Source organism: Microbacterium hydrocarbonoxydans (assembly GCF_023715885.1).
Taxonomy (GTDB): Bacteria; Actinomycetota; Actinomycetes; order Actinomycetales; family Microbacteriaceae; genus Microbacterium; species Microbacterium hydrocarbonoxydans_C.
In genome coordinates, this window is sequence record NZ_JAMBOY010000004.1 from 103,668 (window position 1) to 128,256 (window position 24,589).

General features: G+C 70.2%; 8 protein-coding genes. 3 read left to right on the forward strand and 5 right to left on the reverse strand.

Features of this window, described 5'->3' with window-relative positions:
* Nucleotides 1-8: 8 nt before the first annotated feature.
* Nucleotides 9-860: a pyridoxal kinase PdxY gene (gene pdxY / locus M3195_RS11955; RefSeq protein WP_251587823.1), complete on the forward strand. Its 852-nt coding sequence runs from the start codon at nt 9-11 to the stop codon at nt 858-860.
* Nucleotides 861-929: 69 nt separating this feature from the next.
* On the opposite strand, the gene M3195_RS11960 is transcribed toward pdxY, so the two are convergent.
* The 3 genes from M3195_RS11960 to M3195_RS11970 form a co-directional block, all read right to left on the reverse strand.
* Nucleotides 930-1,478 (reverse strand): HIT family protein, encoded by a 549-nt coding sequence (locus M3195_RS11960; RefSeq protein ID WP_251587824.1) that lies wholly within the window; start codon nt 1,476-1,478, stop codon nt 930-932.
* A complete protein-coding gene (thrS, locus tag M3195_RS11965) occupies nt 1,475-3,400 on the reverse strand; it encodes a threonine--tRNA ligase (RefSeq protein ID WP_251588258.1) in 1,926 nt (641 codons plus the stop codon). Before thrS ends, M3195_RS11960 begins: the two co-directional genes overlap by 4 nt.
* Before the next feature lie 121 nt (nt 3,401-3,521).
* Complete coding sequence (locus tag M3195_RS11970; RefSeq protein WP_251587825.1) at nt 3,522-3,881, reverse strand: YnfA family protein; 360 nt, start codon at nt 3,879-3,881, stop codon at nt 3,522-3,524.
* Between the two features lie 22 nt (nt 3,882-3,903).
* Here M3195_RS11970 and M3195_RS11975 point away from each other — a divergent pair, with 22 nt between their 5' ends.
* Together M3195_RS11975 and M3195_RS11980 are read left to right on the forward strand one after the other, a co-directional pair.
* Complete coding sequence (locus M3195_RS11975; RefSeq protein ID WP_251587827.1) at nt 3,904-4,326, forward strand: DoxX family protein; 423 nt, start codon at nt 3,904-3,906, stop codon at nt 4,324-4,326.
* A gap of 38 nt (nt 4,327-4,364) precedes the next feature.
* Nucleotides 4,365-5,711, forward strand: a complete 1,347-nt coding sequence (locus M3195_RS11980; RefSeq protein WP_251587828.1) for a cryptochrome/photolyase family protein — start codon at nt 4,365-4,367, stop codon at nt 5,709-5,711.
* Between the two features lie 13 nt (nt 5,712-5,724).
* On the opposite strand, the gene M3195_RS11985 is transcribed toward M3195_RS11980, so the two are convergent.
* Both M3195_RS11985 and M3195_RS12000 read right to left on the reverse strand, forming a co-directional pair.
* Nucleotides 5,725-6,207 carry a hypothetical protein gene (locus M3195_RS11985; protein WP_251587830.1) on the reverse strand — a complete coding sequence of 161 codons (483 nt, stop codon included), beginning with the start codon at nt 6,205-6,207 and terminating at the stop codon, nt 5,725-5,727.
* A gap of 25 nt (nt 6,208-6,232) precedes the next feature.
* A complete protein-coding gene (locus M3195_RS12000; RefSeq protein ID WP_285885903.1) occupies nt 6,233-24,358 on the reverse strand; it encodes a DUF7507 domain-containing protein in 18,126 nt (6,041 codons plus the stop codon).
* Nucleotides 24,359-24,589 lie beyond the last annotated feature (231 nt).

The window sequence follows — 24,589 nt, forward strand, 5'->3', positions numbered from 1 at the left end:
ATCGAGGAATGAAGGTCCTCTCCATCCAGTCCGCCGTCGCCTACGGACACGTCGGCAACTCCGCCGCCGTCTTCCCGCTGCAGCGCATCGGCGTCGAGGTGCTGCCCGTCTACACCGTGAACTTCTCGAACCACACCAGCTACGGCGCGTGGCGCGGACCGCTCATCTCCCCCGACGACGTCCGCGAGGTCATCACCGGCATCGAGGAGCGCGGCGTCTTCGGCGAGATCGACGCCGTGCTCAGCGGCTACCAGGGCGGCGAGGGCATCGGCGACGTGATCGTCGACGCCGTCTCGCGCGTGAAGGCGGCGAACCCGGATGCCGTCTACGCGTGCGACCCCGTGATGGGCAACGCCAAGTCGGGATGCTTCGTCGCTCCGGCGATCCCGGTCCTGCTGCGTGAGAAGGTCGTGCCGGTCGCCGACATCATCACCCCCAACCAGTTCGAGCTGGGCTTCCTCACCGAGACCGAGCCGGACACCCTGGACTCCACTCTCGCCTCCGTCGACCTCGCGATGGCGATGGGGCCGCGCACGGTCCTCGTCACGAGCGTCGAGCGTCCCGACCGCGAGGAGGGCACCATCGAGATGCTGGTGGCCGATGCGAAGGGCGCCTGGATCGTGCAGACGCCGCGCCTGCCGATGAAGGCCAACGGCTCGGGCGACGTGACGGCGGCGCTGTTCACCGCGCACTACGTCGAGACCGGCGACGCGAAGCTCGCGCTCGAGCGAACCGCGTCGAGCGTGTTCGATCTGCTGAGCCTCACCCTCGAGTCCGGTGAGCGCGAGCTGCAGCTCATCGAGGCGCAGGAGTTCTACGCCCACCCGCGGATGCAGTTCACGGCCCGCCAGGTGCGCTGAGGCGCGGCGCGTCGCGTCTCGCTTCGCTCGCTCAACGACCCGGGGTGTGGGGCTCGCTCGACGACCCGCTCAGACGGTGGGCCAGGCGGCGGAGACCGCCTCGCGCACCTCGCCGAGCAGCTGTGGCAGCGCCTTCGTCTTCGCGATGATCGGGAAGAAATTGGCGTCGGACTTCCAGCGGGGGACGACGTGCTGGTGCAGGTGCGCATCGACACCCGCGCCGGCGACGGCGCCCTGATTCATGCCGAGGTTGAACCCGTCGCACCGCGAGACCTCGCGCAGGACGCGCATGGCGATCTGGGTCAGCTGGCCGATCTCGGCGACCTCCTCGGGCGTGGCCTGATCGTACGTGGCGATGTGCCGGTACGGGCACACGAGCAGATGGCCGGAGTTGTACGGGAACAGGTTCAGCAGCACGTAGGCGGTCTCACCGCGCGCGACGATCAGCCGCTCGGCATCCGGGTACTTCGGCGCCTCGCAGAACGGGCACTCCTCGCGCAGCGGATCTGGTCCTGCCTGGATGTAGGCCATCCGGTGCGGGGTCCACAGCCGCTGGAACTCGTCGGGGACGCCGGCGAGCAGACCGGCGTCCTCGACCGAGGAGTGCTCGTCGGTCACGCCAGGTCTCCGGCCTTGAGCACGAGGGCATGCGTCTCGATAGCGGAGCGGATGCGGCGGACGGCATCAGCGACCGGTACGCCGTTCTCCTGCGTACCGTCGCGGAAACGGAACGACACGGTGCCCGCGGCACGGTCCTGCTCGCCGACGATGAGGATGACCGGCACCTTGGCGGTGGTGTGGTTGCGGATCTTCTTCTGCATCCGATCATCGGAGTGGTCGACGTCCGCGCGCACCCCCGCTGCACGAAGCTGCCCGATCACGTCGTCGAGGTACTCGCCGTACTGCTCGGCGACCGGCACGCCGACGACCTGGCTCGGCGCCAGCCACAGTGGGAAGTCGCCCGCGTAGTGCTCGAGGAGGATCGCGAAGAAGCGCTCGACCGAGCCCAGCAGAGCGCGGTGGATCATGACCGGACGGTGCTTCTGTCCGTCGGATCCGGTGTACTCGAGCTCGAAGCGATCGGGCTGGTTGAAGTCGAGCTGGATCGTCGACATCTGCCACGTGCGACCGATCGCGTCGCGGGCCTGCACCGAGATCTTCGGACCGTAGAACGCCGCTCCCCCGGGGTCGGCGACGAGCTCGAGCCCGGATTCGACCGCGACCTCGCGCAGCGTGTCGATCGCCGTCGACCACTGTTCCGGCTCGCCGAGGAACTTCGGGTTGCCCTCCTCGTTGGTCGAGAGCTCGAGGTAGAAGTCGTTGAGCCCGTAGTCGCGCAGCAGGTCGAGCACGAGGTTCAGGTTGGTGGTGAGCTCCTCCTTGACCTGGTCTTGCGCGACGTAGATGTGTGCGTCGTCCTGGGTCAGGCCGCGGACGCGGGTGAGCCCAGACAGCGTCCCGCTCTTCTCGTACCGGTAGACGGTGCCGAACTCGGCGAGGCGGAGCGGCAGCTCGCGGTATGACCGCCCGCGCGAACGATAGATCAGGTTGTGGAACGGGCAGTTCATGGGCTTCAGGTAGTAGTCCTGGCCCTGCCGGGTCACGTTGCCCTCGTCGTCGACCACCTCGTCGAGGTGCATCGGCGGGAACATGCCGTCGGCATAGGTCTGCAGGTGCCCAGACGTCATGAAGAGGTCCTTCTTCGTGATGTGCGGGCTGTTGACGAGGTCGTATCCGTTGCGCAGCAGGTGCTTGCGGAGGTTCTCCTCGATCTCGTAGCGGATGATCCCGCCCTTGGGATGGAAGACCGCGAGCCCCGATCCGATCTCATCGGGGAACGAGAACAGGTCCATCTCGCTGCCGAGCTTGCGGTGATCGCGACGCTCCGCCTCGGCGAGCCGCTCCTGATAGGCGCGCAGCTCGTCCTTCGACGGCCAGGCCGTGCCGTAGATGCGCTGCAGCTGCGGGTTCTTCTCGCTGCCGCGCCAGTACGCGGCGGCGATGCGCGTCAGATCCCACCCGTTGCCGATCATGCGCGTGCTGGGCAGGTGCGGGCCGCGGCAGAGGTCTTTCCAGACCACTTCGCCGTCGCGAGTGGTGTTGTCGTAGATCGTGAGCTCGCCCTCGCCGACCTCGACGGAGGCGCCTTCGGCGGCCTCCTTGCCGCCCTTGAGTCCGATGAGCTCGAGCTTGAACGGCTCGTCGGCGAGCTCGGCGCGCGCCTCCTCGTCCGTCACGACGCGGCGCACGAAGCGCTGGCCCTCGCGGACGATGCGCTGCATCTCCTTCGTGATGGCCTTGAGGTCTTCGGGGGTGAAGGGCTCGTCCACGCCGAAGTCGTAGTAGAAGCCGTCGGTGACGGGCGGGCCGATGCCGAGATTCGCCTGCGGATTGATCCGCTGCACCGCCTGCGCGAGCACATGAGCGGTCGAGTGGCGCAGGATGTTCAGTCCGTCGGGGCTGTCGATCGTGACGGGCTCGACCGCGTCGGCGTCGGTCACGGTGGCGGCGAGATCCTTGAGGACTCCGTTCACGCGCATCGCGACGACGGAACGGTCGGAGAACAGGGCGAAGCCGTCTTTCGGCTGGGCATCTTCAGGCACGGAACACTCCATCTGGGTCTCGATCTAGGCTACTCGCACGTCGGGCGCCCTCCGACCGCTACAGCGCCCCCTGCGCGTCGGCCGAGGAGGCGGCCGGGGCGAGGATGATGATCGCGGCGCCGATCAACGCGATCGCTGACCCGATCCAGTCCCACACCGTCGGCTTGAAGCCGTCGACGATGATCCCCCACGCCAGGGAGCCGGCGATGAACACACCGCCGTACGTCGCGAGAACGCGTCCGAAGTTCGCGTCCGGCTGCAGGGCCGCGAGGAAACCGTACGCCCCGAGCGCCATGACTCCGAGCACGGCGAACATCCACCCGCGGTCCTCTTTGACGGACTGCCAGATGAGCCACGCTCCGCCGATCTCCGCAGCAGCAGCGAGCACGAAGAGGATGCTGATGCGGAGCACAGTCATACGGCCACGGTAGCGTGGGCGGATGCTCAAGGATGCCGCACGCTGGTCGCTCGCCCTCCTGCTCGCGACGGCTGGGGTGATGCACTTCGTGAGCACCCGCGGATTCCGCATCGTCGTGCCGGACTGGGCGACGCGGGCCACCCGGCTCGACAAGGATGCGATCGTGCTGGCCTCCGGCGCGGTCGAGGTGGGTCTCGGTGCGGCGCTGATCGCGCTGCCCCGCCAGCGTCGCCGAATCGGCGTCGCGACCGCGGCCTTCTTCGTCGCCGTCTTCCCGGGTAACGTCCACCAGTGGCGGACCGGCCGTTCGGCCCCCGGTCTCGATACCGATCGGCGCCGCCTCGGACGTCTCTTCCTGCAGCCGGTCCTCGTGGGCTGGGCGCTGTGGTGCACGAGCGGGCGGCAGCCTACAGCGCGCCGGCGTATCCGTCGAGGTCGGAGCTGACGACAGACACGACGCGCCGCCGCGACGACAATGGACGCATGTCCTCCCCCTCGCTCGTCTGGCTCCGCGACGACCTGCGCGTCGCCGACAATCCGGCTCTCCGCGCTGCCATCGACCGGGACGAGCCGCTCGTCGTGCTCTACGTGCTCGATGAGGAGTCGGCCGGGATCCGTCCACTGGGCGGCGCGGCGCGCTGGTGGTTGCACCACTCGTTGACCTCGCTCCGCGATCACATCGCCGACCTCGGCGCCCGGCTCATCCTCCGTCGGGGCGCGGCTCACGACGTGGTCCGAACCGTCGTCGCGGACGTCGGCGCGACGGCGGTCTTCTGGAACCGCCGTTACGGGGGCCCCGAGCGGGGGATCGACGCGGCGCTGAAGTCGTCGCTGCGCGAGGACGGCATAGAGGTCGCCTCGTTCGCAGGCTCGCTCCTTCACGAGCCGTGGACGGTGAAGACCGGCAGCGGCACCCACTTCTCCGTCTTCACGCCGTTCTGGCGGGCGGCGCGGGCACTCCCCGCACCCCGCGCTCCCCTCCCCGCGCCCAGGAGACTCGACGGCGTCAGCCGACCACCGGCATCCGACGATCTGGACGACTGGCAGCTGCTGCCCACGCGCCCGGACTGGGCGGGAGGGCTGCGTGACACCTGGGAGCCGGGCGAGCCGGCAGCTCGTGCTCGGCTCCGAGCCTTCCTCCGCGAGGATGTCGGCTCCTACGACCGCGCCCGCGACGAACCGTCGGCCGGCGCGACGTCTCAGCTCTCGCCTCGACTGCGCTGGGGCGAGCTCAGCCCGTTCACGGTCTGGCACGAGGCGATCGAGACGGAGGGCGCGGCGGGCTTCCTCTCCGAACTCGGCTGGCGCGAGTTCGCCTGGCACACCCTCTTCCACTTCCCGGAACTCGCGACGAAGAACCTCCGGAGCGAGTTCGATGCCTTCCCCTGGCCGCGTCCGCGCCCGTCGCACCTCGAGGCGTGGCAGCGCGGCGAGACCGGCATCCCCCTCGTGGACGCCGGGATGCGCGAGCTGTGGCACACCGGCTACATGCACAACCGCGTGCGGATGGTCGCGGCATCCTTCCTCATCAAGAACCTCTTGATCGACTGGCGCCGCGGCGAGGAGTGGTTCTGGGACACGCTGGTCGACGCCGACGGCGCCAACAACCCGTTCAACTGGCAGTGGGTCGCCGGCTCCGGCGCGGACGCCGCGCCGTACTTCCGGATCTTCAACCCCGAGCTGCAGGCGAAGAAGTTCGACCCGCAGGGCCTGTACATCTCCGAATGGGCGTCGGATGCGCCGACCGATCCGATCGTCGACCTCGGCGAGACGCGCAAGGCGGCGCTCGCCGCCTACGACGAACTGCGCAGATCGTCACGGACGTCCTGACGACGTCGTCGGGTCAGGACGCGTAGCGCTCGACTCGGAGGACGCAGTCGAGGGTCTCGTCCTGCACGGCGACCGTCGTCTCCCAGTCGGCGCTCGCTCCGGCATCGATCGGATCGACGTTCACCTGGGTGAGTGAGCGCGTGTCTCCGCCCTCTGTGAGAAGCGACACGTAGATGCGGTACGACGCGGCGGCGGCGCTCGAGTTCGTCACGGTGCCCGCGACCTCCCAGTGGTCGCCGGCGAGCTCGCAGGTCTTGACCTCCGCGTCCGCGAGGGCGCCTTCCAGCCCTTCGCCGGAGCCGGGGGTGTCGACGATGTCGGTCACGCCGGCCGCCGCCTCCTCCGACGCCGTCGGAGTGGGAGTGGGCTCCGGCGCGGAGTCCGTGCAGCCGGCGAGCATCAGACCGAGCGCCAAGGCGATTCCGGTCGCGAGCGCCCCCTTGGCCGCCGAGCGGCGGCCTGGGGTGAGCTGCGGTGAGGTGCGGTGGTTCTGCATCGTGTCGCCTTTCGGTGCGGTGTCGCTAGGAGGAGAGGTTCTGGGGCCGGGACTCGCGGCGCCGGCGTCCGATGAGGAGGAGCACGAGGCCTCCGAGCAGGATCACGGCTGCGCCGCCGACCAGCGGCGCGGGGTCACCGCCGCCTGTGAAGGGCAGCAGCCCGGTCGGCGAGGGCTCGGGGAGTCGCTCGGAGTCGGCGGCGACATCCGTCACGGGCACTCCGGAGTCGGCCTCCACGCTCGTCACCACGGCACGGGACGTTACCACGGTGCCCTCCATCGCCGGGGTGATGACGACCGTTGCGACGGCGGTCACGCTCTGCCCCGGCAGGAGCACACCGGGCTCGCCCGGCCACGAGTACACCAGGGCGGAGAGACCCGGATAGGGATCGCGGATGGTGACGCCCGTGAGAATCGTCGTCCCGGTGTTGGTCGCGGTGTAGCGGAAGACGAGCGTGTCGCCCGCGAAGCCCTGCTGACCGTCCTGCACCGAGATGCTCATGCCGAGCGTGATGCGGGGCTCGTTCGGCACGTCGACCCGCACACTGTCGGTCGCGTCGACCTGCCCGCCGCTCGGCGTCGTCCCGACGGCGGATGCCATGTTGTCGATGTGTCCGCGGGTCACGTCGGCGAGGGTGATGACGTAGTCGGCCGAGAACGTCGCGGATTCCCCTGACCCGAGCACCCCGGGCACGCCGGGCCAGGTCACGGTGGGGGCGCCGAGGCCGGCGAGGTCGTCGGTGACCGCGATGTCGCCAAGCGAGACGTTCCCCGTGTTCGTGACGGTAACGAGGTAGCGCACCGTTCCGCCCTGCTGCGCGGCGCCGAGGAGTTCGGCCGTCTTGTCGAGCGAGAGCGCCGGGGATGCCGCGATCACGTTCTCGCCGGCGTCGTCGTCGCTGACGATCGTTCCCCCGCCGTTGCCGGTCGCGGTCGCCACGGAGGCGACGCGTCCGGCATCGACGTCCGCCTGAGTGAGGACGTACGTCGCGGTGGCGGTCGCGGTCGCTCCGGGGGCCAGGACGCCCTCGGCTCCCGGCCACGTGATCCGGAGTTCCGTGAGTCCCGCCTGGCCGTCCACGAGGGTGATCCCGCGCAGGGTCACGTTGCCGGTGTTCACGATCGTGAAGGAGTAGTCCACCCTGTCTCCCGGGCGACCGGTCGCGCCGTTCGCGAGCAGCTGCGTCTTCTCGAGGTCGATGGACGGGGCCGCGCCGACTGTCGGCACCACCGACTCGGCCGACTCCGCGGTGACCGGGTCGCCACCCGGCGTGAGCGCCGTGCCCGTCGCGGTGTTCCGCACGGACCCCGCGTCGATGTCGCTCTGCTGCACCGTGTAGCTCGCGGTCGTCGTGACCGACTCGCCGGGTCCGAGGCGTCCCGCGGCCGACGGCCAGGCACCGTAGACGATGTCCGACAGTCCCTCGAGCGGGTCGCTCAGCGCCACGGACGAGAGGGTGAGTGTCCCGGTGTTGCGGAGCACGAAGTCGTACCTCACCTCGGATCCGAGCGCGCCGTCGCCCAGGCGCGTGCCGACCTTGTCGACCTCGAGGGAGCCCGTGCCGCCGACGAGGGGGACGATCGTCACCGGCGAGCGGTGTGTGACCGTGACACCGGCCGGAGTCGTGCCGGTGCCCGTCGCGACGTTGCGCACCGTGCCGGCATCCACGTCGGCCTGAGTGACGAGGTGCGCCGCCGTGATCGTGACCACCTGCCCCGGCAGCAGTCGACCGGGGTTCGCCGCCGACGGCCAGGTGTAGACGAAGCCGGTGAGAGCGTCGACCGTGTTGCTGAGCGTCACGCCGGTGAGCGTCGTGTTGCCCGTGTTCTCGATCGTGAAGGTGTAGTCGATCGTGTCGCCGCGCACCCCGGTGTCACCCGCGGCGAGCTGCGCGGTCTGCGTCGTGCGGATCGCCAGCTCGGGGTTGGTGGGATCTTCCGTGCGGATGGTGAACGGGTCGGAGCTGTCGGAGACCACGACACCGCGCGGCGACGTGCCGAAGGAGGTCGCCACGTTGCTGATCGAGCCGGCATCGACGTCGGCCTGCGTCACCGTGTACCGCGCGACACCGCTGGCCGTGCCGCCGGGCGGCAGGATTCCGGTGGTGGAGGGGAACTCGATCTGAGGCGTGCTGAGACCCTGCAGGTCGTCCTGAAGACGGATCAGGCGAAGTGTGACGTTGCCTGTGTTGGTGATGTCGAACGTGTACTCGATGACGCTTCCCACACCACCCGTGCCTGCGACGTACGAGCCGCCTTTGACCGTGCGGATCGACGGCGCCTGGGCGGCGGTCTGCAGCGGCTCGGTCGTCGAGCGAGCCGTCAGTACCGTACCCGCAGGGGTGGTCGCTCGGACGGATGCCGTGTTCTGCACCGAACCGCGGTCGACGTCCTCCTGAGTGATCGCGTACGGCGCCGTACCTGTGGCGACCTGGCCGGGGGCGAGCACGCCCGCTGTGCCCGGCCAGTCGACCGTGACGGCTCCCACACCCGCGAGCTCGTCGGTGATCGCGATTCCCGAGAGCGTGACGGTGCCGGTGTTCTCGATGCGGAAGGCGAAGGTGACGCCGTCGCCGGCTCCGTTGGCGCCGGGTGCCGCGAGAGCGGCGGTCTTCGTGAAGACGAGGCCGGGCGCAGGGGTGAGCGACACCGTCGCAGGGGCGACGGCCGTGGCCGGGGCGCCGCCGTTGGGTGGGGTGCCGGTTCCGGTGACGAGGCTGGTCACGCTGCCCGCATCGACATCGGCCTGCGTGAGCGTGTACGTCGCGGTCGCCGTGACCGACTGCCCGGGCACCAGCACTCCCTCGACGCCCTGCCAGACATAGGCCGGTCCGCCGACACCGACGAGAGCGTCAGCGAGCGCCACGCCGCCGAGGGTGACGTTGCCGTCATTGGTCAGCGTGTACGACCACGTGACCACATCGCCCGCACGCCCCGTCGCACCCGGAGCCAGAGCACCGACGTTCTGCACCGACACCACCGGAGCGGCGGCCTGGGTGGGCACGATGCTCTCCGGCGAGGTCGCCGAGATCGGCTCACTCCGCGCCGGCGTGCCCGACGCCGTCGCCGTGTTCACCACCCGACCCGCATCCACATCCGCCTGCGTGATCACATACGACCCCACAGCCGTCGCCGTCTCCCCCGGAGCGATCACACCCGGCTCCCCCGCCACCGGCCACACCACATCCGACAACACCACACCCGCCACCGCATCCGACAGCACCACACCCGACACCGTCACATTGCCCGAATTCGTCACCCCGAACTCATACGACACCACATCACCCACCGCGCCCACACCCGACGCGACACCCGACTTCGACACCACCAACCCCGGAGCCGGAAGAACCGTATTCACCCGCACCGTATTCGTGTCCGCCGACACCCGACCCCCACCAGGCGTCCGCGCCGCCACCGACGCCGTGTTCTCCACGAACCCACGATCCACATCAGCCTGCGTCAGGTCATACTTCCCCCGACCGACAGCCTGCTCCCCCACACCCACACGACCAGGACGCGACGAATCCGGCCACACGATCGACACGTCATACAGACCCACCATCGGATCCACCAACACACCATCCGTGACCGTCACATTCCCCGTATTCGTCACCACCACCTCGTACTCCACCGTGTCACCCACCACACCGATACCACCCACACCCAACACACCCGACTTCACCGCAGACAACGCGGGGGTGCGCGGGATGACGACGGTCGCGCCGTCGAGGGCGTCGACGGTGTCGCCCGCGGGCGTCGAGGCGGAGGCGTCCACCGCGTTCGACACGGCTCCGGCGTCGATGTCGGTCTGGGTGAGCGCGTAGGTCGCGGTTCCGCGGGCCTCGGAGCCGACCGGCAGGACGCCCTCAGCGCCCGGGGCGTCGCTCGGCCAGGTGATGTCGATCGCGCTCATCCCGGGGAGAGCGTCGGAGAGCGCGACATCGGTGAGGGTCTGGTTGCCGGCGTTGACGACGCGGAAGTCGAACTGCACGAGCTCGCCGACCTGACCGGTCGACCCCGCCGTGAGCGCGCCGGTCTTCTCCACGACGATCGCCGCGTCACCCTCGATCGTCGACGTGCGCACCACATCCGACGCGTCGACGACCGCCGCCCCGCCCGGCGAAGTCCCGGCTGCGGTGGCCTGGTTCACGATCTCGCCGGCATCCACGTCCGCCTGAACGATCGCGTAGCTCGCGGTCGCAGTCGCGACCTCCCCCGGAGCGAGGACGCCCGGAGCGTCCGGCCAACGCAGTACGGGTGCGGAGAGTCCGGGAAGCGCGTCGGTCAGCGTGATGCCCGAGACGGTCACGTTGCCGATGTTCTCGATCGTGAAGGCGTAGTCCACGATGTCGCCGACGGACCCGTCGCCGCGCAGCGTGGCCGTCTTGCCCGTCAGCAGGGCCGGGGCGGCGCTCGCAACGGTCGTGTTCGTGGCGGGCGTGCTCGACGTGATGGTGTCGCCGACCGGAGGCTTGCCGCTCGCCGTGGCGATGTTCGTGACCGATCCGCGGTCGACGTCGTCCTGCGTGATCGTGTAGTCGGCCGTCGCCTCGACGGTCTCACCGGGCAGGAGCACTCCCGGCTCGCCCGGCCAGTCGAACGAGGGCTCGCTGACACCCGCGAGTGCGTCGACGAGGTCGACGAGGGTGAGCGTGACGTTGCCCGTGTTGGTGATGCCGAACGCGTAGTCGATCGTGTCGCCCACGTCGCCGGCGCCGACGACCGTGCCTGCCTTGGTCGCGGCCAGGCCGGGGCGCGCCGCGATCTCGACTGACGCGGTGGCGGAGCCCGTGACGTCGGCGCCGCGGGGCGGGCTCGCCGCTCCGTCGACCGCGCTGGCGACGGTTCCGCGGTCCACGTCGGCTTGTGTCAGTTCATAGGTCGACGTGGCCGTCACCGTCTGGCCGGGCAGCAGCACGCCGGGTCGGTCCGGATCGGGCCACGTGTACTGCGGGGCCGTGGAGCCCACGAGCCGATCGGTCAGCGAGACATCGTCGAGCGTCACGTTGCCGGTGTTCTGCAGCGAGTAGGTCCAGGTCACGACATCGCCGACGACCCCGGTGGCGGCAGGGTCGAGCGCGGCATCCTTCGTGACGACGATCGAGGCACGGATACCCTGCGTGTCGACGGTCGCGATGCCTGCGGGGCTCGTGACCGATCCGCCGCGGGAGCTGCCGCTCGCGGTGGCGGCGTTCGCGATCGATCCCGCGTCGACGTCGGTCTGCGTGATCGTGTAGTCGGCGGTCGCCGTGGCCGTCTGCCCCGGGGCGAGCACCCCGGGCGTCCCCGGCCAGGCGATCTGCGGCGTGCTGAGGCCGGGCATCGGGTCGTCGAGCGTGATGGCGCTGACGGTGACGTTTCCGGAGTTGGTGATGCGGAAGGCGTAGTCGACGGTTCCGCCGACCCCGCCGTCGCCGACGACCACTCCGTCCTTCACCACGGTCAGCGCGGCAGCGGGCTGAACGGTGTTGATGATCACAGGGTTCGAGTCCGCGACCACGATCGTTCCCTGCTCGGTCACGGCTTCCACGCCGGCGACGTTGCGCACGAAGCCGCGATCGATGTCGGCCTGCGTGAGCGTGTATCGGGCCGTGCCGACGACCGTGTCGCCCACGAGCAGCTCGCCCTCGGGTCCGGGCCAGTTGATCTCCGGCAGCGAGAGGCCCGCGAGTCGGTCGATCAGACGACCTTCCTGCACGGTCACGTTTCCGGTATTGGTGACGACGAGCTGGTACTCGATGACGTCTCCGACCGCCCCGATGCCCGGTTCGAGGATGCGACCGCTCTTCACGGTGGTCAGCTCGGCGTCCTCGACGACCGGGACGGAGGCGGACGCAGTGCGCTCGAGCGTCGACTCGTCGGGCGCCGTGGCGGCCAGTGTGGCTGTGTTGTCGACGCGTCCGCGGTCGACGTCCGCCTGGGTCAGCTCGTACTCCGCGCTGGCGGTGGCGGAGGCGCCGGGCGCCAGCACCCCGTCGGCGGCCGGCCATACGACCTCTATCGCGGAGAGCCCGTCGAGCGGGTCCGTGAGTCGCACGTCGCGCAGCGTCACGTTGCCGGAGTTGACGACGTCGAACGTGTAGCGGACCGTGTCACCGGCACGACCGGTCGCGCCCGGGGCGAGGACGCCGCTCTTGCTGAGGGTGGCGTCGGGCGCTGCCGCCACGGTGAGAACCAGCACGCGATCGGAGGCATCGGACACCACGGTGCCCGAGGGGTCGGTTCCCGAACCGGCGGCGATGTTGGCGACACCGCCGCTGTCGACGTCGGCCTGCGTGATGACGTAGCGCGCTGTTCCGACGAGCGTCTCATCCGGAGCGAGCACGCCCTCGGCGCCCGGCCACGCCACCGCGATGTCGGAGAGACCCTCGAGCTCGTCGACGATGCCGACGTCGTCGAGCGTCACGTTGCCGGCGTTGCGCACGCGGACCGTGTACTCGATCACGTCGCCGACCGCGCCCGTGCCGCCTGCTGCGAGGACGCCCGTCTTCGTCGTCTCCACAGCGGGCGCAGCGGCGTCGAGCGGGGTGATCACCTCGGGCGACGACGCTGTCACCGAGGTGCCGCCCGGCGCGGTCGCACTCGCCGTCGCCGTGTTCGAGACAGAGCCCGCGTCGACGTCGGCCTGGGTGATCAGGTACGTCGCGGTCGCCGTGGCGACCTCCCCCGGTGCGAGCACCCGGTCGACGCTCGGCCAGGTGATCACCGGGATGCTGAGGCCGGGCAGCGAATCCGCGAGGACGACGCCCGAGAGGGTCACGTTGCCACGGTTCTCGATCGTGAAGGCGTAGTCGATCGTGTCGCCGGCTGCTCCGCCGGTCGGGATGTCGTCCTTCGTCACGACCAGCGCGGGGTCGGCGACGAGCGGAACAGTCGCCGGTGCGGATGCCGAGACGGGGGCGCCGCCGTTGGGTGGGGTGCCGGTTCCGGTGACGAGGCTGGTCACGCTGCCCGCATCGACATCGGCCTGCGTGAGCGTGTACGTCGCGGTCGCCGTGACCGACTGCCCGGGCACCAGCACTCCCTCGACGCCCTGCCAGACATAGGCCGGTCCGCCGACACCGACGAGAGCGTCAGCGAGCGCCACGCCGCCGAGGGTGACGTTGCCGTCATTGGTCAGCGTGTACGACCACGTGACCACATCGCCCGCACGCCCCGTCGCACCCGGAGCCAGAGCACCGACGTTCTGCACCGACACCACCGGAGCGGCGGCCTGGGTGGGCACGATGCTCTCCGGCGAGGTCGCCGAGATCGGCTCACTCCGCGCCGGCGTGCCCGACGCCGTCGCCGTGTTCACCACCCGACCCGCATCCACATCCGCCTGCGTGATCACATACGACCCCACAGCCGTCGCCGTCTCCCCCGGAGCGATCACACCCGGCTCCCCCGCCACCGGCCACACCACATCCGACAACACCACACCCGCCACCGCATCCGACAGCACCACACCCGACACCGTCACATTGCCCGAATTCGTCACCCCGAACTCATACGACACCACATCACCCACCGCGCCCACACCCGACGCGACACCCGACTTCGACACCACCAACCCCGGAGCCGGAAGAACCGTATTCACCCGCACCGTATTCGTGTCCGCCGACACCCGACCCCCACCAGGCGTCCGCGCCGCCACCGACGCCGTGTTCTCCACGAACCCACGATCCACATCAGCCTGCGTCAGGTCATACTTCCCCCGACCGACAGCCTGCTCCCCCACACCCACACGACCAGGACGCGACGAATCCGGCCACACGATCGACACGTCATACAGACCCACCATCGGATCCACCAACACACCATCCGTGACCGTCACATTCCCCGTATTCGTCACCACCACCTCGTACTCCACTGTGTCACCCACCACACCGATACCACCCACACCCAACACACCCGACTTCACCGCAGACAACGCGGCGCCGGGGGCGATCGGAACGGTGGCGGTCGCGGTGGCGGGAACGAGAGTGCCCCGGACGGGGGTTCCGGAGACGGTGACGGTGTTCGAGACGGCGCCGGCGTCGACGTCGGACTGCAGGAGAGTGTAGGCGGCGGTAGCCGTCGCCGTGGCACCGGGCGCGAGCACGCCGGGCAGAGCGGGATCGGGCCAGGTGACTGTCAGCGGGCTCAGGCCCACCAGCGCGTCGTCGAAGGCGACCTCGCTCACGGTGACATCGCCGCTGTTGACGACGGAGAAGCGGAACTCCACGGTGTCGCCCGCACGGCCGGTGGAGCCCGGGGCGAGCGTGCCTCGTTTCGTGGCGGTGAGCGTCGGAGCCGCCTCGGCCAGCGTCGTGGTCGCCGTGGCGTCGACGGACGACACCTCGACGCCTCCTGGAGCGGTCCCGGACGCGATGGCGACGTTCACCACCTCGCCCGCGTCGATGTCGCGCTGCCTCACGGTGTACTGCGCCGAGGCCGTGACCTGGTCGCCGGGCGCCAGCACTCCGCTCTCGCCGCTCGGCCATTCCCCGAACACGATCCCCGACAGGCCGTCGAGCTCGTCGGTGATGCTCGTACCCGTGATCGTCGTGTTCCCGGTGTTCGCCAGGGAGAACGTGTACGAGATCGAGTCGCCGAGCACACCGTCACCCGACAGCGCGTCATCCTTGACCAGCGAGAGCGCGGGAGCGCGGGTCTCGGTCTCCACCGATACGGAGTCGGATGCCGTGACCGGCGTGCCCGCAGGGCTGACGCCGGAGACCGTGGCGGTGTTACTGATCCCCCCGGCGTCCACGTCGCCCTGCGTGACCGTGTAGCTCGCCGTCGCGATGACCGCTTCGCCGGGCGGGAGCACTCCCGTCGCGCCCGGCCAGGCGCCGAACGTGATCTGCGACAGACCGGCAAGGGGGTCGCTGAGTGCGATCGCGTCGATCGTCGCCGTGCCGCCGTTGGTGACCGTGAACGTGTAGGTCACGACATCGCCCACCGCGAGGTCGGCCTCGGAGGAGGCGGTCTTGTCGAGTGTGAGACCGGCCGTCGACGAGATCGGCACGGTGGCCGGGGCCGTCGCGGTGACCACTGCGCCCGAGGGGGCGGTACCGCGGCCCGTCACGACGCTCACGATGGACCCGGCGTCGACATCGGCCTGGGTGAGCACGGTCGTCGCGGTGGCCGTCACCGAGGCGCCGGGTGCGAGCACGCCGACCGGTCCGGCCCACTGGTACGTGGGAGCGCTCGTGCCTGCGAGGGCATCGCTCAGGGTGGCACCGGTGAGCGTGACGTTGCCGGTGTTGCGCAGCGTGTAGGTCCACGTGACGGTCGACCCCGCCGCGGAACCTGCCGGCAGCGAGCCGCTGTCCGTCACAGCGACCGACGGAGCGGCGGCCTCGACCGGCACGATGCTCTGCGGCGAGGCGGTGCTGACCGGTCCGCCTGGCGCGTCACCCGACACCGTCGCGGTGTTGACGACTCGCCCTGCATCGATGTGCTGTTGGGTGATGGCGAGCGTCGCGGTCGCGGTCGCCGTCTGTCCGGGATCGAGTACTCCGTCGGCTCCCGGCCAGTCGACGTCGATCGCCGAGAGCCCGGCGATCGGATCGGTGACCGTGATTCCGGTCACGGTGACGTTGCCCGTGTTGCTGACCGTGAACGCGTAGGTGATCACGTCGCCGAGGCCGGCTTCCCCGGGAAGGGTGCTCCCGGCCTTCGTGAGACGCAGCTCGGCGCGCTGGGCGCCCGTGGCGACGTCGACGGAATCGGTGGCCGTCACCTCGGCACCGAAGGGCGGCGCGGCCGATGCGGTCACGGTGTTCGACACCGACCCGTTGTTCACGTCGACCTGCGTGATCTCGTACGTCGCGACGGCCGTGGCCTGGGCGCCTGGCGCGAGGACGCCCGGGTTCGCGGCATCCGGCCAGGTGACCGTCGGGTCCAGTCCGGGGATGCTCTCGGCGAGCTCGACGTCGGTGAGAGTGACGTTGCCCGTGTTGACGACGACGAAATCGAAACGGATGTCGTCTCCGGCCTCGCCGTCATCGACACCGTCTCCGAGCACCGTGCCCGTCTTCGATACCGAGATCGAGGGTGCGGCGGTGACGGGGATCGTGACGTCATCGGTCTCGGTGACAGTGGTCCCGCCGGGCGCCGTGGCCGTGCCGTCGACGACGTTGGCCACGCTCCCTGCATCCACATCGTCCTGTGTCAGCGTGTAGGTCGCCGTCGCGGTGACGACCTGGTTCGGCGCCAGCACACCCGCCTCTGCGGGCCAGGCATATACCAGGGGCGACACTGCGGGCTCGAGGTCGGTGAGTGCCACGCCCGTGAGCGTGACGTTGCCCACGTTGCGCAGCGAGAACGAGTAGGTCGCGGTGTCGCCGGCGCGTGCCGTCGCGCCGCCCGGCAGCGTTCCGGTCTTGGTCACCTCGATGTCGGCGGTCTGCGCGGCGGTCGGTGTCACGACCGGGTCGGACGGATCACTCACGCCGGGTCCGGTCGGCGGCGTGCCGGTAGACGTCGCGGTGTTCGCCACCGAACCCGCGTCGAGGTCGGCCTGGGTGATGCGGTGAGTGGTGGTCGCCGAGACCGACTCTCCGGGCTGCAGAGTACCGCTGGCACCCGGCCACGGGCCATAGGCGAGTGGACTCAGGCCAGGCGCGGGATCCGAGATCGCGACGCCGGTCAACGTGACGTTCCCCGAGTTCGTGGCTCGGATCGTGTACGTGATGAGGTCGCCGAGTTGCCCCGCGCCGCCCACTGCGCCGGTCTTCGTCGTGACGATGCCGGGAGCCGACACCGCGGTGGGAAGCACCACCGTCTGCGAGGTCGCGGACACCGCGGCGCCGGCCGGTGGGCGTCCCGACACGGTCGCGGTGTCGGAGATCGACCCGGAGTTCACGTCGCTCTGCCGCACCTGGTAGGTGGCGGTGGCGGTCACCGTCTGATTCGGCGCGAGTGTGCCCGGCGTACCCGATGCCCAGGTGCCGTACGAGATCGTCGACAGACCGCTGTGCGGATCCGCGACCGCGACGCCCGTGAGCGTCACGTTGCCCGCGTTGCGGACGGTGTAGGTGTACGTGATCGTGTCGCCGACGGCCCCGGTCCCCGAGGTGTACGCGCCGCTCTTCTGCAGGGTCAGAGCCGGCGCCGACGTGAGCGGCACGGTTCCCGAGCCTGTCGCGGTCGTCGCCGAGCCCCTCGTCGGCGTTCCGGTCGCGGTGACCGCATTCGACACGGACCCCGCGTCGACGTCGGTCTGGCGCACCGTGGAGGTCGCCGTCGCGGTGACAGCGTCACCGGGGGCGAGCACTCCGACGGTGCCGGACGGCCACGCCCCGTACGACAGCTCGCCGATGCCCGGAAGGGAATCCGTCGCGCTCACCCCGGAGAGCGTGACGTTGCCGACGTTGCGGATCGACACCGTCCAGGTGATCGTCTCGCCGGCGACCCCTGTCGCGCCGGCGGGCAGGGTGCCCGACTTCACGACCTGCAGCCGTGGGTCCCCCGCCGCCGTCGGAGTGGTGACGGTGCCCGATGCCCCCGACACGGCGACGCCGCTCGGAGACTGCGCGCTGCCCGTCGCGACGTTGACGACGGAGCCGGCGTCGACGTCGGCCTGGGTGATCGTGTGACTCGCGCGGGCGACCACCTGGGCCCCGGGAGCGAGGGTGCCCGCATCTCCCGGCCACGTGTACGCGAAGGGAGTCAGACCGACCAGCGGATCGCTGACGACGACGCTGCGCAGCGTGACGTTGCCCGAGTTCGTGACGCGGACGGTGTAATCGATCACGTCGCCCACGGCGCCGGTGCCGGAGACCACCGCCGCCTTCGTCGTGGTGAGCGCAGGTCCCGCGGCCACCGTCGACAGAGCGACGGTGGGCGATTGCGCGCCGACGGCCGGACCGCTCGGCGGGGTCCCCGTGACCCGAGCGGTATTGCGCACGGTGCCCGCATCCACGTCGGCCTGGGTGACGACGTAGGTCGCGGTCCCCACGACCTGCTCACCCGGCGCGAGCGTCCCCGCAGTGCTCGGCCAGGTCAGAGCGATAGGGCTGAGACCCGCGTGCGGATCGGTGACCGAGACGCCTGTGAGCGTGACGTTGCCTGCGTTCCGAGCGGTGAAGGTGTAGGTGATCACGCTGCCGACCGCGCCCGTGCCCTGCGTGTAGACCCCGGTCTTGCCGAGTGTGAGGAGCGGACCTGCGGCGACCGGCAACGTCGCCGCGGCCGTCGCCTGCACGGGCGCTCCGGTCGGCGGCGTGGCCGTCGCCGTCGCCGTGTTGGCGACGGACCCCGCGTCGACGTCCGACTGCGTGAGCGGTCTGGTCGCGCTCGCGGTCACGCTCTGACCGGGCTGCAGGGTGCCGACCGCTCCCGGCCACCCGGAGTAGGTTATGGCCGACAGGCCCGGAAGCGGGTCGGAGAGGTCGACGCCGGTCAGCGTGACGTTCCCGGCGTTCCGGATGGTGAAGCTGTACGTGACGACATCGCCGGCCCGTCCGGTGGCACCCGCCGCGAGGCTCGCGATCTTATCGAGTGTCAGACGCGGCGCCGCGGTCGCTGTCGGCGTCGCGAGCTCGTTCGACGAGCCGCCGACGGCGACCCCGCCCGGCGCGGTCGCCGACGCAGCGGCGCGGTTGCGCACCGAGCCCGCGTTCACGTCGTTCTGGGTGATGACGTAGGTGGCTCTGGCCATCGCAGCCTGCCCTGGCGCGAGTACCCCGCTCGCGCCCGGCCAGGTGATCGCCAGCGCCGACAGGCCTGGGAGCGGGTCGCTGATCGTCACGCCGGTGAGCGTCTGGTTGCCGGTGTTCTCCGCCCGGATCGTGTACGTCACGACGTCGCCGACTCGGTTGCCCCCGGCGGTCGTCGCGCTCTTGCTGACCGTCAGTCCCGGCGCGGCGGCGCTGGTCGGCACCACGGCTTCTGCCGAGGTCGCACTGACCACAGCACCCGTGGGCGGACGTCCGCTCACGCTCGCCGTGTTGCGCACCGATCCCGCGTCGACGTCTGCCTGGCGGATCGTGTAGGTCGCGGTTCCCGTCGCCGACTGCCCCGGTGCGAGCGTGTTCGCGGAACCGGGCCAGGTGATGACGGGAGTGCTCAGTCCGGCCAGCGAGTCGGTCAGGTTGATGCCGCTGAGCGTGACGTTGCCCGAGTTGCGGATCGCGAACGTGAAGGTGGCGGTGCTTCCGACGCCGCCGTCACCGGCCGTGATCGACCCGGCCTTCACGACCGAGATCGACGGCACTGCAGCGATCCGCACAGTCGCTGGCGCAGTGCCGCTGACCGCCGCTCCTCGCGGAGGGGCACCCGTGGCGGTGGCTGTGTTCGCGACCGCGCCCGCGTCGACATCGGTCTGCCTCACCGTGTAGGTCGCGGTGCCCGACACGCTCTGCCCGGGCTGCAGCGTTCCCGCCGCCCCCGTCCATCCGGTGAGCGTGATCGGCGCCGCACCGATCAACGGGTCCACGAGCGCGACTCCGGTCAGGGTGACGTTTCCGGCGTTGCGCACCGTGAACGCGTAGCTGATGGTGTCACCCGCCGCTCCGGTGCCGCTAAGGGTGCCGACCTTCGTGACCGCGAGCGCCGGCGCGATGGCCGCGGTCGGCGTCGTCACGGTGCCCGATCCGGCGCTCACCGTCGTGCCGCCGCCCGTGCCGCTCGCGGTGGCCGTGTTCACGATCGCACCCGCGTTCACGTCGGCCTGCGTCACGGTGTATGGCGCCGTCGCGACGACCGTCTGTCCTGGTGCGAGGGTGCCGGCAGCGCCGGGCCACTGATACTGCAGCGAGCCGAGACCGGGGAGGGGGTCCGCGACCGCGACGCCGGTGAGAGTGACGTTTCCGGTGTTCGTCGCGCGGAACGTGTAGGTCACGACGCTGTCTACGCCGCCCCCGCCACCCGCCGCGGTCTTCGTGACGGCGATCCCGGGCGCGGCGGCGATCGTCGCCACCGCGACCTCGCCGGAGGATGCGGTGATGACGGGCCCCGTGGGAGGGGTGCCCGCGACCGTGGCCGTATTGCGAGCCGCGCCGGCGTCGACGTCGGATTGACGGACGGTGTACGTCGCCGTCGCCGTGAGGGTCTGGTTCGGCTGCAGAGTGCCGGCCGTGCCCGGCCATGTATACGACAGCGTCGAGAGCCCGGGGTGCGGGTCGGTGATCGCGACGCCGGAGAGCGTCACGTTGCCCGTGTTGCGAGCCGTGAAGGTGTAGGTGATCGTGCTGCCGACCGATCCGTTCCCCGCCGTCACCGCACCCGACTTGGAGATCACGATGCCGGGCGCGGACGCGAGCGACACCGTCGCCGGCGCCGTGCTCGTCACAGCCGTGCCGCTCGGCGGTGTGCCGGAGCCGGTCGCCGTATTGGTCACGGCACCCGAATTGACGTCGGTCTGCGAGATCGTCGACGTGGCGGTCGCGGTGACCGTCTGCCCGGGCTGCAGCACGCCGGCGGTTCCGCTCGGCCATGTTCCGTACGAGGGCGCCGAGATCCCGGGCAGGGAGTCGGCGGCGACGACACCCGTCAGAGTGACGTTTCCTGAGTTGCGGAGCGTGATGGACCAGACGATCGTGTCGCCCGCGCGGCCGGACGATCCGCTCTGCAGGGCTCCCGACTTCGTCGTCGTGATCGCAGCGGACGCGGGCGCCGTGTTCGTCGTGATCGTTCCCGATGTGCTCGTCACCGGTGTCGTCCCGTAGGCGGCGGTCGAGGAGGCGACATTGCGGACCGAGCCCGCGTTCACATCCGCCTGTCGGATCGTGTAAGTCGCGACGGCGGTGACGGCCTGTCCGGGGGCGAGGGTGCCCGCGGCGCCCGGCCACGTGTAGGTGAAGGCAGAGAGGCCGGGCAGCGTGTCCGAGACGCTCACGCCGGTGAGCGTGACGTTACCGGTGTTCGTCGTCCGGACCGTGTAGGTGATGACGTCGCCGACGGCGGCAGTGCCGGACACCGTCGCGGACTTGGTGGTCGTGCTGGCCGGCGCGGCGGCCGCGGTCGTCACGCGGGTGGTCGGCGACGATCCGGTGACGGCTGCGCCTCCCGGTGTCCGGGCCGAGGCGGTGGCCGTGTTCGTCACGGCACCCGCGTCGACATCAGGCTGCCTGATCGTGTAGGTCGCGCGCGCCTGCACCGTCTGGCCCGGGGCAAGAGTGCCCGCCGTGCCCGGCCAGGTGTAGGTGATCGCCGAGAGACCGGGCAACGGATCCGCGATCGACACCTGGCTCAGCGTCACATTTCCGTTGTTCGTGGCGGAGAACGAATACGTGACGGTGCTGCCGACTCCGCCGGCGCCCGAGGTGACCGTTCCCGACTTGAGCACGGTCAGCGCACCGGTGGGCGTCACCGGCAGGGTGAACGCCCTCGTCTGAGTGAGGCGCGCGCCGCTGGGCGGCAGCGCGGTCGCCGTCGCGGTGTTGGCCACCGATCCCGCGTCGACGTCCGACTGCTTGAGCGTGTAGGTGGCCGTCGCCGTGACAGCCTGCCCCGGCGCGAGCGTGCCGGCCGTGCCCGGCCACGAGTACGTGAGCGCCGAGAGCCCGGCCAGCGGGTCCGAGATCACTGCCTCGGTGAGCGTCACGTTTCCGCTGTTCGCGAGACGGAAGGTGTAGGTGACGACATCGCCCGCGCGGCCCGCGCTGCCCGGCGCGAGCGCTCCGGACTTCGTGAACGTGACCGCCGGAGCGGATGCCGCGGTCGAGACGACCGTCTGACTGCTCGGCACTGTCAGCGTGGCACCGGCGGGCGTGCGGGCGGTGCCCGTGGCGGTGTTGCGCACGGCGCCCGCGTCGACGTCGGCCTGCGTGATCGTGTACGTCGCGGTGGCGGTGACGGCTTGGCCGGGGGCGAGGGTGCCGGCCGTGCCGGGCCAGCTGTACGCGAGGGCGGAGAGCCCGGTGAGCGGGTCGGTGATGGCGACGGACGTCAACGTCGTGTTGCCGGTGTTGCGGGCCGTGAAGCTGTAGGTGATGGTGCTGCCGACGCCCCCGTTCCCCTGGGTGACGGAGCCCGACTTCGTCGTCGAGAGCCCCGGCGCCGACGCGACGGTGGGGACGGAGGTCTGGGCTGACGAGCCCGAGACGGTGGTGCCCGCCGGTGTGCGAGCAGAGACGGTGGCGGTGTTGCGGACGCTTCCGGCATCCACATCCGCCTGGGTGATGGTGTAGAAGGCGGTGGCGGTGGCGGTTTGACCGACCGGGAGGCTTCCGGCGGTCGAGGTGGGCCAGGTGATGACCGGTGGCGACAGGCCGGGCAGCGGGTCGACCAGAGACGCGTTGGCGAGTGTGACGTTGCCGGTGTTCCGGATCGTGAACGTGTAGTTGATCCGGTCGCCGACGCGACCCGTCGACCCGCTCGCGAGCGCGCCCGTCTTCGTCACCGTGACGGCGCCCGCCGCTGCGATCGGGGTGACCCGGTTCGCGGATCCGGAGGGACGTGCTCCCCCGTCGTCGTCCGCCGCGCTCACCGTTGCGGTGTTCGCGACGGATCCGGCGTCCACGTCCGTCTGCTTCAACGTGTACGTCGCGGTGGCTGTGACCGACTGTCCCGGCGTGAGGACACCGGTCGTTCCCGGCCACGCTCCGAAGGTGATCGCGGACAGCCCCACGAGCGGGTCAGTGATGACGATGTCGCGCAGTGTCGACTGACCGGTGTTCGTCACCGTGAACGTGTAGATGACGACGTCGCCCGCGCGGCCCGTGCCGCCGGCGGCCAGAGCGCTCGTCTTGGTCAGGCTGATGGCGCTGAGCAGCACGGTGGTGCTGTCGCTGTCTTGGGCGAGGAAGTCGCCGACGACCGTCCTCGCCGTGGCCTCTGCCGTCGACACGTATCCCGTCGACGACGGCGCCGTCGCCGTGCAGGTGTACGTCGTCGTCTGCAGAGGCGCGAGGGTGAGGGTTCCGAGATTCCTGGCGCAGTTCGCCTGGTCGTCGGTCACGACGATGTTCCGCAGCGTTCCGGCGCCGGTGTTCGTGATGCGGACCGTGAACGTCGCGAGCTCGCCGGCCGTGCGCGATTGCGTGTCGACGGTCCCGTCGTATGTCTTCACGACCTGCAGCCCGGCCGTCGGCACCGACAGCATGGCGTTGCGCAGCAGGTACGAGTCCCCCGAGGTGCCGAGCCGCAGATTGACGGTCGAGTCTCCCGCCACGACATTGGTGAGGGGCGCGGTCGCGACGTCGACGCTCTGATTCGTGAAAGCCGTGCCCGCCGTCCCCGTGTATCTCATCGAGCCGATGGCGCGGGATATTCCGATGTTCCCCGTGGCCCCGGCCGCATTGGGGATCTCGGTGTAGGTCGTCGATCCGCCGCGGGAGTAGGAGGCGGCATCTCCGGTGATGTTCCGATCACCCTCGAACAGCGTGAACCCGGCGCGCGTTCCCGCGGCGACCGCCGTGAAGCCGTTGAACGCGACGGTCAGATCGGCGTCGTTGGCGCCCTGACGCACGTGGCCCTCGTAGTAGATGATGTTGTGCGGCACCGAGGCGGGGTTGTCGGGGATGAAGGTCCCGTAGTCGTAGACGACGTTGATCGACCAGCCCGCGTAGCAACCGGCGCCGGTCGGGGTCCAGATGTTGCCCGCTGAGATGGTGATCTCCGAGCCGGTGGTCACCGACGCGAACGCCGATGTCACGTCGGCGCTGGCCGAGTAGTACAGCGCTGTCGCTTGCGAAGCCGGGTCTTGGAGCATGCTCTGCGGCGCCACCTCGATGATCCCGGCACCGCCCACCTTGAACTGCACGGCCCTGGTCGTGTATCCGGTCGCGCTTCCCGCCGGCATGGTCGCGACGCCGCGCGCCGCGGAGTACTGCGAGCAGAGACGGCGGGTGTCACCGGTGTACACGCCCGTGTTGGCGCTCCAGGTGAGGAAGGCCTTGACGACCGTCGCGCCCGCGGGGACCGTGATCGTCGCGCTGCTCGAGTTCGACGTGAAGCCGGCGACCGAATTGTTCTGAGTCATGACGAAGTTGTCGTTGACGTTCTGCGCGTTGGTGCTCGACGCCGCGTGCAGATCGGCGCAGGTGCCGTTCGTCGTGGCCGTCGTCGCCGAGCAGGCCAGGACGCCGTTGCCCGCCATGATGAAGTCGCCGTTGACGTTGGCCTGATAGTTCGGCGACGTACCCGAGTTGGTCCCCCATTGGACGACGGCGGCCTCGGCCGTCTGCGCCGTGCCGAGGGTGAGTCCCGCCGCGACGACCGCGATCGCTGTCGCCATCGCGATGATCGACCGTCGCAGGCGACGCCGACCACTCCCCCTGACCACGACTACGACCCCCCTCAGAGTCCGTCGGCCACCCTCCCGTGGACCGACGTGGAAAACACGTTAGGCGAATTCTCGAGTGTTGACAATGGGGCCGCTGTGACCGATGTGGCACGTGAATGCTCGATGCACCGCATGAACGGGCGTTCTCGCCGTTTGTCGATTTCCTCCGGACGGAAGGGCCAG

Excerpts from the sequence above, each read along its gene's own strand:
- M3195_RS11970 (WP_251587825.1), bottom strand. The coding sequence starts at position 3,881 with ATGACTGTGCTCCGCATCAGCATCCTCTTCGTGCTCGCTGCTGCTGCG.
- M3195_RS11985 (WP_251587830.1), bottom strand. The coding sequence starts at position 6,207 with ATGCAGAACCACCGCACCTCACCGCAGCTCACCCCAGGCCGCCGCTCG.
- thrS (WP_251588258.1), bottom strand. The coding sequence starts at position 3,400 with ATGCGCGTGAACGGAGTCCTCAAGGATCTCGCCGCCACCGTGACCGAC.
- M3195_RS11980 (WP_251587828.1), top strand. The coding sequence starts at position 4,365 with ATGTCCTCCCCCTCGCTCGTCTGGCTCCGCGACGACCTGCGCGTCGCC.
- M3195_RS11975 (WP_251587827.1), top strand. The coding sequence starts at position 3,904 with ATGCTCAAGGATGCCGCACGCTGGTCGCTCGCCCTCCTGCTCGCGACG.
- M3195_RS12000 (WP_285885903.1), bottom strand. The coding sequence starts at position 24,358 with ATGGCGACAGCGATCGCGGTCGTCGCGGCGGGACTCACCCTCGGCACG.
- pdxY (WP_251587823.1), top strand. The coding sequence starts at position 9 with ATGAAGGTCCTCTCCATCCAGTCCGCCGTCGCCTACGGACACGTCGGC.